The sequence below is a fragment of the Frankia sp. CcMO1 genome (assembly GCF_977945845.1).
Genome location: NZ_CDWTMG010000182.1, coordinates 1 through 9,844, shown reverse-complemented (window position 1 = coordinate 9,844; position 9,844 = coordinate 1). Strand labels below are relative to the sequence as shown.

The 9,844-nt window shown below is 67.5% G+C and carries 8 protein-coding genes and 1 pseudogene; 7 read left to right on the top strand and 2 right to left on the bottom strand.

Annotated features, from left to right (window positions below):
- The 3 genes and pseudogenes from AC08OU_RS18205 to AC08OU_RS18195 all read left to right on the top strand — a co-directional run.
- A pseudogene (locus AC08OU_RS18205) lies at positions 1 to 696 on the top strand (hypothetical protein); the annotation flags it as partial.
- Between the two features lie 1,608 nt (positions 697 to 2,304).
- The gene (locus tag AC08OU_RS18200) at positions 2,305 to 2,883 is read left to right on the top strand and encodes a hypothetical protein (RefSeq protein ID WP_476601360.1); all 579 of its coding nucleotides are present in this window, start codon (positions 2,305 to 2,307) and stop codon (positions 2,881 to 2,883) included.
- Between the two features lie 29 nt (positions 2,884 to 2,912).
- Positions 2,913 to 3,626, top strand: a complete 714-nt coding sequence (locus AC08OU_RS18195; RefSeq protein ID WP_476601359.1) for a hypothetical protein — start codon at positions 2,913 to 2,915, stop codon at positions 3,624 to 3,626.
- 38 nt (positions 3,627 to 3,664) lie between these two features.
- On the opposite strand, the gene AC08OU_RS18190 is transcribed toward AC08OU_RS18195, so the two are convergent.
- A complete protein-coding gene (locus AC08OU_RS18190) occupies positions 3,665 to 4,174 on the bottom strand; it encodes a PH domain-containing protein (protein WP_476601358.1) in 510 nt (169 codons plus the stop codon).
- A 49-nt stretch (positions 4,175 to 4,223) separates the two neighbouring features.
- Positions 4,224 to 5,111 (bottom strand): biotin--[acetyl-CoA-carboxylase] ligase, encoded by an 888-nt coding sequence (locus AC08OU_RS18185; RefSeq protein ID WP_476601357.1) that lies wholly within the window; start codon positions 5,109 to 5,111, stop codon positions 4,224 to 4,226.
- 206 nt (positions 5,112 to 5,317) lie between these two features.
- Here AC08OU_RS18185 and AC08OU_RS18180 point away from each other — a divergent pair, with 206 nt between their 5' ends.
- The 4 genes from AC08OU_RS18180 to AC08OU_RS18165 all read left to right on the top strand — a co-directional run bounded on the left by AC08OU_RS18180 (position 5,318) and on the right by AC08OU_RS18165 (position 9,646).
- A complete protein-coding gene (locus AC08OU_RS18180; protein WP_476601356.1) occupies positions 5,318 to 6,913 on the top strand; it encodes an acyl-CoA carboxylase subunit beta in 1,596 nt (531 codons plus the stop codon).
- Positions 6,914 to 7,038: 125 nt separating this feature from the next.
- Positions 7,039 to 7,290, top strand: a complete 252-nt coding sequence (locus AC08OU_RS18175; protein ID WP_462187315.1) for an acyl-CoA carboxylase subunit epsilon — start codon at positions 7,039 to 7,041, stop codon at positions 7,288 to 7,290.
- Between the two features lie 116 nt (positions 7,291 to 7,406).
- Positions 7,407 to 9,164, top strand: a complete 1,758-nt coding sequence (locus AC08OU_RS18170) for an acetyl/propionyl/methylcrotonyl-CoA carboxylase subunit alpha (protein ID WP_476601355.1) — start codon at positions 7,407 to 7,409, stop codon at positions 9,162 to 9,164.
- A gap of 71 nt (positions 9,165 to 9,235) precedes the next feature.
- Entirely contained in the window at positions 9,236 to 9,646 is a 411-nt protein-coding gene (locus AC08OU_RS18165; RefSeq protein ID WP_476605386.1) for a DUF5313 family protein, read from the top strand.
- The last annotated feature ends 198 nt before the right edge of the window (positions 9,647 to 9,844 follow it).

Below are 9,844 nucleotides of genomic sequence, written 5' to 3'. Positions count from 1 at the left end.
ACCCCGGTTAACTTCGAAGACCCGTTATCCGCCGCCGGGGGCGCCCCCCGGCCCGGCGGCTCTCAACGTCGGCGTAACACCATCATCGCTGCGGCGGTGGCGGCGGCACTCCTCCTGATCATTATTCCGGTTGTGCTCCTCTCCGGAGGTTCCGACAACCCGGGCACGGTGACCGCGCCCGACAGCCCCAGCGCCTCACCGACCTCGACAAACCCATCGTCATCGCCCTCGCCAAGTCCAAGTCCAAGCGCGAGTCCGAGTCCCTCGGCGCAGTTCACCCCGGCGCAGCACGCCCTGCTGGCCAAGCTCGACTCGTCCGTGATGACGGACTGCGAGCCCAACGGCGAAGCCGAGGGCGGCCACATCAAGGCGTCGTTATTCTGCAACTCGGATGATGGGAAGGTGGTGGCTGCCTACTCCTACGCGACCACCAGTGATCTGAGCAGCGACGTCGAGGTGCGCAAGTCCCTGGTCAGCACCACCGGCGGCAAATGCGAGCAGGGCGGCGACGAGGTCTTCACCTGGAACTTCCACGAGGGTGCGACCCAGGGCACGGCCGTCTGCAACGTGCGTGATGGTGATCACTTCATCTTCTGGTCCTACAATTCCACGTTGGTCTCCTTCATGGCGACCGGCCCCGACGGGGCGGCCCTGTACGAATGGTGGAGTAATTTCGATCCGGTGCCCAAGACCTGACGTCGCGGTGGACGCCGCCGGGACGCGGCCACGTCCGCACGGCGGGGTGCTGCTTGCTGTGGCTTCGATCTTGCCTGCTTGCCTTCGGCCGGGCGGGTGGTGATAGAGCAGTATTTGTGACGCAGTAGCCTGACATCGCCCATATCCGAGCGGTGAGGGGCCTACGCTGGGGTTGCACCTGTCACCCATCTCGGGAGGAACCGTGCCCAGCCCCGGCCAAGGCGACGACGAAGCGTCGCGGGTGTCCGAGCCACCGCCGGCCTCGCCGCGGCCAGGGAGCGGCCCCGATCCAGACCCGGACGAGCCTGACCGGACCATCCTGCATCCACTACACCCAGGACCGGGACCAGGGGTGGGGCCGGGGCATGCCTTGTCGCCTCCGCCCTACACGAATCCGGTCTCACCGCCGTCGGCCCTGGGCTCGGGACCGCTGTCGGGTTCCAGACCGCAAGGTCCGGTTCTGCCACCGGGCCCGCCGGTTCCCACGGTTCCCCCTCACTTCGGGGGACTGACCGGTCCGGGTGGCCCGCCGGGGCCGCCCGGCCCCTCCACTCCGTCCTGGCCGCCCGCTCCCCCCGGGCCACCCGGATCTCTCGCCCCGCCTGGATTCGCCCCGCCCACCGGCCCCCCACCTCGTCCGCCCGGGCGGATCAGCCTGGTCCGGGCGGACAGGGACCACCGACTCCGCCTGGCCTGCCGGCTCGGTCGGGGATGCAGGGACCTCCCGGGCCCCCGGGACCCCCTGGGCCGCCCACAGGCATGGCCGGCCCGCCCGGTCCGCTCTACTACGGCTCGCCAACCAGATCCAGCAACGCTGAGTCCCCGGTGACCTTCGAGCCTCCCCTGTCTCCCGGAACCCCGTCGGCTCCCGGAACCTCGTCGACCGTGGAATCCCTCTCGGTTCCGGGGTTCCCGTCCACTCCGGAACGGCCGTTCCCGCCGGGGCCCCCGTCGGGCCCGGACCTGCCGCCGCCCCTGCCTTCGGGACCTCGGACGTCCTCCGGACTGTCGATGTCCCCACACCACGCCCCATCGTCACCATGGCCGGACGACGGCGACCTCACCTACCGCCTGACCCCACCCAGCCCCCCGCCCACCGGACGGCCCGGCATCCAGGGCAGCGACATTAACCAGCCCGGAACCCTCACGGCCGGAACCGGCACCGGGCTCGGCACGAACGGTGACACGGCCTTCCTCGGAGCCTTCGGGGCCCGGGGCAGGTCCACGGACGGCGTTGACGCGCATGTCGCGCCGTCCGCACCGCCCATCGGTTATCCGGCGCCGGCTCCCGGAGCGACAATCGGTGTCAACCCGCCGAACGGATTCCCTCCGGTGAGCGGGACGCCTGTCCCGACCGGCGGCTTTCCAGCGCCGGCACCCGTCAATCTCCTCGGCACGTCCGCCCCCTCGGTCGACACGGCCACCGCCACACGGCTCGGCGCACCTGCGGAATCCAGACGGCCCTCGTCGTTACCGGGGCTGTTGCCGGGACTTCCGCCACCGGAGCCGCCCGCCCACCCGACAGGAATCCCCGCCAATGCGGCCGGGCCCGAGCGCGCCGTAGCCCCCTTGGCCAAGCGCGGCACAGCCTCCCGGCACGAAGTCAGCGTGGATCGACGCCTGCTGTTCGCGGGCGGCGGCCTCCTCCTGGCCCTGGTGATCCTGCTCGGAGTCGTCGTGTTCACCGGCGAGGACGGCACCGACACGACGAGCGGACAATCCGTCGCCACAACATCGGCCACCGGAGCGTCGGGGAACGGTGGACAGCCGGCCGGCAATCCACAGGAGATCCTCCGCTCGCTACTGAACCCGGTCGTCATGACGGGATGCGCCGTCCCCACACACCGTGACAGCGCCTATGCCGACGCCGCCCTCGTCTGCAAGGATCCCAGCGGCATCGAGGTCACCGCGTTCCACTTCCCGAGTCAGTCCGCCATGGACCGACAGATCGGCGCCCGTGAAACGTACTACTACGACGAGGGGAACTGCGACGACGGCCAGCAGAGCTCGGAGCGGTGGAGCTCGCCGGCCGAGTCGACCGGTAGCACCCGGCTGTGCTACTTCTTCGCGAAGCGTTTCTACGCGTTCTGGACCTACGACGACTATCGAATCGCGTTCTCCGCGGATGATCAGGATCCGGGTAACCTCAACAGATGGTGGAAGTCGTTCGATCCACTCCGTCATTGAGCTGACCTTCCTCGGGAGACCGGATACCTGTGAACGGTTCCGAAGACGGATTCCCGCGGAATCCGGCCGACGGTGACGAGGATCCATCCAGTGGAACCGACTCGTGGTGGCGTCGCGGGCCCCTCACCGCGATCATCTTGATCATCGTGGCTCTGATCGCGGGTGGCGTCACCATCGGACTCGCCGTGACCCGCGATCCGAGCGACAGCCCCACCGGTCGCCACCCGTCGGCGGCCGGCACGACGGGCACGGGAGGCACCATGGCCTCCGGAGCGGCCGGCGTCGGACAGTCGCCGGGCCCGACGCTCGATGCCGCCGAGGCACGGCTGCGGTCCTCGCTCAAGCCGTTCGCGATCGGCGAGTGCGCGAGTGCGCCGCCCAGCGAGGGACAGGCGGTACCCGGTGGCGTGGAGGCGGCCCTCAGCTGCGTCCCCGGGGTGGCGACCGATGCTCCGGCCCCCGCTCGAATCCTCGTCCTGCGTTACCCGGACGCCTCGGCCCTGGCCCGCGACATCGCCCACCGGTCCGCAGCCCTCGCCGGCGTCGGCAACTGTTATCAGGGGCAGACCGGCATCGAGCGCTGGGCACGCAGCTCCCGACGCCGTGGCACCTTCCTGTGCGATGCAGGACCCGGTCGGTTCTCGGTGTTCTGGACGGTTGACGACGAGCGTCTCGGTTTCGCCACGGAGGATCCGCAGGCCGACAAACTGCTCGCATGGTGGCGGGAGTTCGACCCGGTGTGACGGATCGGCCGTGCTTGCTGCCTCCGGCCGTCCCGGCGTCAGGCCCCCGGATAGCCCCGTGACTGGTAGGGCGCGGAGAGATCGGCAAGGGTTTCCTGCACCCGCTCGGCGTGCGGCATGCACGACAGGCTGACCCGGCCCCGCTGCCCCACCGTCTCAATGATCAGCTCACCCGAGCCCAGAACCCGGTCGAGGACGTTCTGCTGCACGGTCGCACCAACCAACCAGGCGAACGGGACATCACGCCCAACCCGCGTGACGACCCCTTCGCGGATCATCAGTCGATGGTTCGTCACGACGTAATGAGTGGTCATTCGACGTAGCCATGGCATCACACTCAGATAACCGATTGCACCGAAGGCGACCAGAAGCACGAGGTACTGGATAGGCTTCTGCAACACCCCTCCGGGTGCGAAGAAAACCCCCAGCACGGCGAAAAGGAGGGCGGCAACCGTCCAGAGCGCCGGGACTACCAGGCTGACCCAGTGCGGGTGCAGATGGAGGACAACCTCTTCGTCCTGGGTGAGGATATCGTCGGGAAACGCCACGGCAACGATCGTCGCATCTCGGGCTGACAGATCGCTGCCGGGTCCCTCGTCACCGCAGGTGAACGATGTCGGCGGCGCTGTAGGGTCGCCCGTCGACGACGAGCCGGCCGTCGGGGTCAACATCGGTGGCGGTCCCGAGCACCGCCGAACCGTCCGGCAGCTCGACGCGCACCCGCCGGCCGATCGTCGCGCACACCCGTAGGTACTCCGCGCGAGCCGCTTGCGGGTCAGCCTCCCAGCCAGTGATCGCCCCGACGAGATCGGCGAGTACCACCCCGAGCAGCTCGGTCCGGTCCAGAGCCGCCGGAAGCGCGCCGCTGAGCAGCAGGCTCGTCGACCGCTCCGGGAGCTCGTCACGCTCCGCCATGATATTCAACCCAAAACCGATAATCACCGAAGGTGACGACAGTGGGATCTGGACGACCTCGACCAGGATGCCGGCGAGCTTCGCATCGTCGACGAGAACGTCATTGGGCCATTTCAGGACTGCGGGAACCGCCGCCACCTCACGTAGCGTCGCCAGGAGCGAGGTTCCGACCACCATAGGCAGCCAGCCGAGCAGGGACATCGCTACCCGGGGTCGCAGCAGCAGCGAGACCGTCAACCCGGCGCCAGGGCGAGACTCCCAGGATCGGTCGAGCCGGCCACGACCCGCCGTCTGCCGTTCGGCGACGAGAACCTGTCCCCGGCCGCGGGCGGTGTCTTCGCCCCGGGCGATGCGCGCCAGCGCGGCGTTGGTCGAGTCGATCTCCTCTACCACCGTCAGGTCGAGGCCAACCGCGGCGGCACGGGCCGCGAGGCGTGCGGCGTCCAGCGGTTCACGTGTTCCGATGGACGCGGATCGCCCCTCCCCGACAGAGCGGGCCCGAGGGGACGTCGGCGAGGGCTTGCCGGGCGGGAGCTTGCCGGACGCGGGCTGCTCGGGAGAGGGTCCCACGGGTGAAGGCTCCTTCGAGGGTGACACCGGTCCACCCTGCCAGACCGTCCGGTCACCCGCCGGCGACTCGGGCGATCAGCGGACGATCAGCAAACTGATCCGGGATACGGTTAACTCACCAGAGGCCCACGAATCTCGCCTATCCGGTGAGATCCGCTGCACATCAATCACACGCGTGGACCCGCGGGGGTCGTACGCTGCCGGTTATGGCTCTTCCCGCGCCCGCAGAGGATTCCGCTCCCGACCCGCACACCACCGCAGGCCGACTCGCCCAACTGCGGCGCGTGAACGATGATGCCGTCCACGCCGGGTCCCAGCGAGCGGTCGACGCGCAGCATGCCAAGGGCAAGATGACAGCCCGCGAACGGGTCGAGGCCTTCCTCGACCCCGGGTCGTTCGTCGAGACCGACGCCTTCGCCCGCCATCGCGCGCACGACTTCGGCGTCCAGGCCAACCGGCCGTATGGCGACGGCGTGGTGACCGGGTACGGGACTGTCGACGGCCGGCAGGTCTGCGTGTTCAGCCAGGACTTCACCGTTTTCGGTGGCAGCCTGGGTGAGGTCTTCGGCGAGAAGATCGTCAAAATCATGGATCTTGCGTTGAAGACGGGCTGCCCCGTCGTGGGTATCAACGACTCCGGCGGAGCGCGTATCCAGGAGGGCGTCGTCTCCCTCGGTCTGTACGGCGAAATCTTCTACCGCAACGTGATGGCCTCCGGCGTCGTCCCACAGCTCTCACTGATCATGGGACCCTGCGCCGGTGGCGCCGTGTACTCGCCGGCGATCACCGACTTTACCCTGATGGTCGACCAGACCAGCCACATGTTCATCACTGGCCCCGACGTGATCAAGGAAGTCACCGGCGAGGACGTGGGCATGGAGGAACTGGGTGGCGCACACACCCACAACTCCCGCAGCGGTGTCGCGCACTTCCAGTCGGCCGACGAGACGGAGTGCCTCGAGCTCGCCCGTGCGCTGCTGTCGTTCCTTCCGTCGAACAATCTCGACGACGCCCCGAGCTACGACGCCGTGGACGATCTGGACGCCGAGATCGACCCGGATCTCGACACGTTCATCCCCGACTCCCCGAACACTCCGTACGACATGCACCAGATCATCGAGCGGCTCCTCGACGAGGGTGACTTTCTCGAGGTCCACACCCAGTTCGCCCAGAACATGATCGTCGGATTCGGCCGGGTGGATGGACGTTCTATCGGGGTGGTCGCCAACCAGCCGATGCAGTTCGCCGGCACCCTCGACATCGACGCCAGCGAGAAGGCCGCCCGGTTCGTCCGGACCTGCGACGCATTCAACATCCCGGTGCTGACCCTGGTCGACGTCCCCGGCTTCCTTCCCGGCACCTCCCAGGAGTGGAACGGCATCATTCGCCGTGGCGCCAAGCTGATCTACGCCTACGCAGAGGCCACCGTACCGAAGGTGACGGTGATCATTCGGAAGGCCTACGGCGGTGCCTACGACGTCATGGGGTCCAAGCACCTGCGGGCGGACATCAACCTCGCCTGGCCGACCGCCGAGATCGCGGTGATGGGCGCCCGGGGTGCCGTCAACATCATCTATCGACGGGATCTAGCCAGGTCCGAGTCACCGGAGACTCGTCGGGCAGAGCTGATCCAGGACTACACCGATCACTTCGCGACCCCTTACATCGCGGCGGAACGGGGCTATCTCGACGCGGTCATCAGCCCGTCGGCAACGCGGTGCGATGTCATTCGAGCGATGCGTCTGCTGCGTACCAAACGTGAATCCCTGCCACCGAAGAAGCACGGCAACATCCCGCTATAGACGGGATCTGCCGTCGCCAGCTCGCCGGAAGGAGGATCTCCCCGACGGAGATCTCCCGGGCCTCAGAGGTCCACGGACGGCATACTCACGACGCACCAGCTACTCGAGGTACCGAGGAGAGAAACGTGGTTCAGGACGATGACAGGCGGGCGAGTCGGCCTCGGCTGCAGCTGATCCGCGGCGAGGCGACGCCGGAGGAGATCGCCGCTGTGGTGGCGCTCCTGACGGCTCGTGCCGCTCCCTCGTCGGCGCCGGCCACCCGCCGTTCATCCTGGGCCAGCCCAACGCTGGCGCTCCGTGGCAGTCTCACCACCGGACCGGGCGTGTGGCAAAGGTCCGGGATGACGCCGGGTGCGCGCACTCGAGCCGACTGGTGATCAACCGATAGGCATGACGCCGGGATGTCTGCAGCATCACATCTGGGTACAACGGCAGCAAAATGTTCGGCCCGACTCACCTACACTCAGGCAGGCCGGACGAGGACGGGAGCGACGTGCGTAAGATCCTCATCGCCAATCGGGGAGAAATCGCGGTTCGAGTGGCCCGCGCCTGCCGCGACGCCGGATACACCAGCGTCGCAGTATACGCGGAACCGGATATCAATGCCCTGCACGTACGCGTTGCTGACGAGGCATTTGCGTTGGGGGGCACGACCCCTGGTGATTCATACCTGCGCATCGACAAAATTCTCGATGCCTGCAAGTCCTCCGGGGCCGATGCCGTCCACCCGGGATACGGTTTTCTCTCGGAGAACGCGGACTTCGCGGAGGCCGTGATCTCCGCAGGCCTCACCTGGATCGGCCCGCCGCCGGAGGCCATCCGCCGTCTCGGGGACAAGACCGCGGCCCGGCATATTGCACTAGCGGTCGGTGCGCCGCTCGCACCTGGCACCGCAGACCCCGTGGCCGGCGTCGATGAAGTTGTCACCTTCGCCAAGCAGTACGGCCTTCCGGTTGCCATCAAGGCCGCTTTTGGTGGCGGAGGGCGCGGGCTGAAGGTCGCTTGGACCGCGGAGGAGCTCCCCGAACTGTTCGACAGTGCCGTCCGGGAGGCGGTCGCGGCGTTCGGTCGCGGAGAGTGCTTCGTCGAGCGGTACCTGGACCAGCCCCGCCACGTCGAGACCCAGATCCTGGCGGACACGCACGGCAACGTCGTCGTGGTCGGTACCCGCGACTGCTCGCTCCAGCGCCGTTACCAGAAGCTCGTGGAGGAGGCGCCGGCACCGTTTCTCTCGGAGGCTCAGCTCCACTCGCTGTACGACGCCTCGAGGGCGATCTGCAAGGAAGCCGGCTATATCGGGGCCGGGACCGTCGAGTTCCTCGTCGCCCGCGATGGCATGATCAGCTTCCTTGAAGTCAATACCCGCCTCCAGGTCGAGCATCCGGTAACCGAAGAGGTCTCCGGAGTGGACCTGGTTCGCGCCCAGTTCCGCATCGCAGAGGGTGAGGCACTCGACTTCACCGATCCGGCTCCTCGCGGTCACTCCATCGAATTCCGCATCAACGGTGAGGATCCCGGCCGTAACTTCCTTCCCGCCCCCGGCACGGTCACCAAGCTGATCGCGCCGGCCGGCCCCGGCGTCCGACTCGATACCGGCATCGAAAGCGGCAGCGTCATCGGCGGCGCTTTCGACTCCCTGCTCGCAAAGCTCATCATCACCGGAGCAACCCGGCAGGAAGCTCTGCAGCGGGCTCGGCGCGCCCTCGACGAGATGATCATCGAGGGAATGGCGACGGCACTGCCATTCCACCGCGCGGTCGTACGGGATCCCGCCTTCGCCCCGGAGGACGCCGCAGAGCCTTTCCGTATCCACAACCGCTGGATCGAAACCGAGTTCGACAACACCATCCCGGCCTTCGCGGGAGGGACTGAGGCCGACACCACCCCCGAGCCGCGGGAGACCGTGGTTGTCGAGGTAAGCGGCAAACGCCTCGAAGTCGTGCTACCCGCCGGATTCGGTTCTGCCCCCGTCGCCGCTTCCCGGGGAGCGGCGCCCAAGCGGCGCGCTCGCGGCACGGCTGCGGCCAAGGTCACGGGCGACGCCCTGACCAGTCCCATGCAGGGCACCATCGTGAAGGTCGCGGTCAACGACGGCGACGCTGTTTCCGCGGGTGATCTGATCATTGTTCTGGAAGCGATGAAGATGGAACAGCCGATCAACGCGCACCGGGATGGCACGGTCACCGGACTGGCTGCGGCCGTCGGCGCCGTTGTCACCAGCGGCACCGTGCTCTGTGAGATCAAAGACTAGAACGCACCGAAGCTCGACCTGCCCACCGTCGGCTGCCACCTCTCCACCGCAGACTTCATAGGCTGCGAGGTATGGACGGTAACGACAGCCCGACGGTGAGCGGCCAGGACCGGGAGCTGGCGGTGGCCCGCCCAGTCGTTCAGCGACCACCGCTGACCGGGCGAGTGCACTACCTGCTTGGGGGGACCCTTCCTCCGGCCTACAACGACTGGGTCTCGCATGACCTCACCGGCCCCGGCTGGAGGCTGCGCCAGGCGGCACGGCCCTTCCTGCTGATGTTGCCCTTCGCGCTGATCTTTTCCCTGCTGCCCGGTGAGTTCGGAGTCCGAGCCGTCGTCGTCGCGTTTCTTCTGATCTCTGGGATCGGGCTCGGCTTCGCCACCAGCGGGTTCTTCCGGAACCACCGACTGGAACAGCATGGCTTTCCTCCGGTTTTCCCCACGAGCGATGATGAGGACAAGGAGGACGGGGACACGGAGTGATTTAACCAGGGATGTCACATTTCTCAGCTTTTCGCTTACTCGGACCGGTGCACCTCGGGCCGGAGGCGGCCCTCGATAACAACATCCGCCAGATACTGCTCTGGTGATATGTGATATCGGCGCCCCTCTGGGCTCGTCCAGACGAAATGCCCAGGCTTGTCCTGGCGCAACCTCCAGTCCTTCCGTGGTAAACATTCA

Excerpts from the sequence above, each read along its gene's own strand:
- AC08OU_RS18180 (WP_476601356.1), top strand. The coding sequence starts at position 5,318 with ATGGCTCTTCCCGCGCCCGCAGAGGATTCCGCTCCCGACCCGCACACC.
- AC08OU_RS18165 (WP_476605386.1), top strand. The coding sequence starts at position 9,236 with ATGGACGGTAACGACAGCCCGACGGTGAGCGGCCAGGACCGGGAGCTG.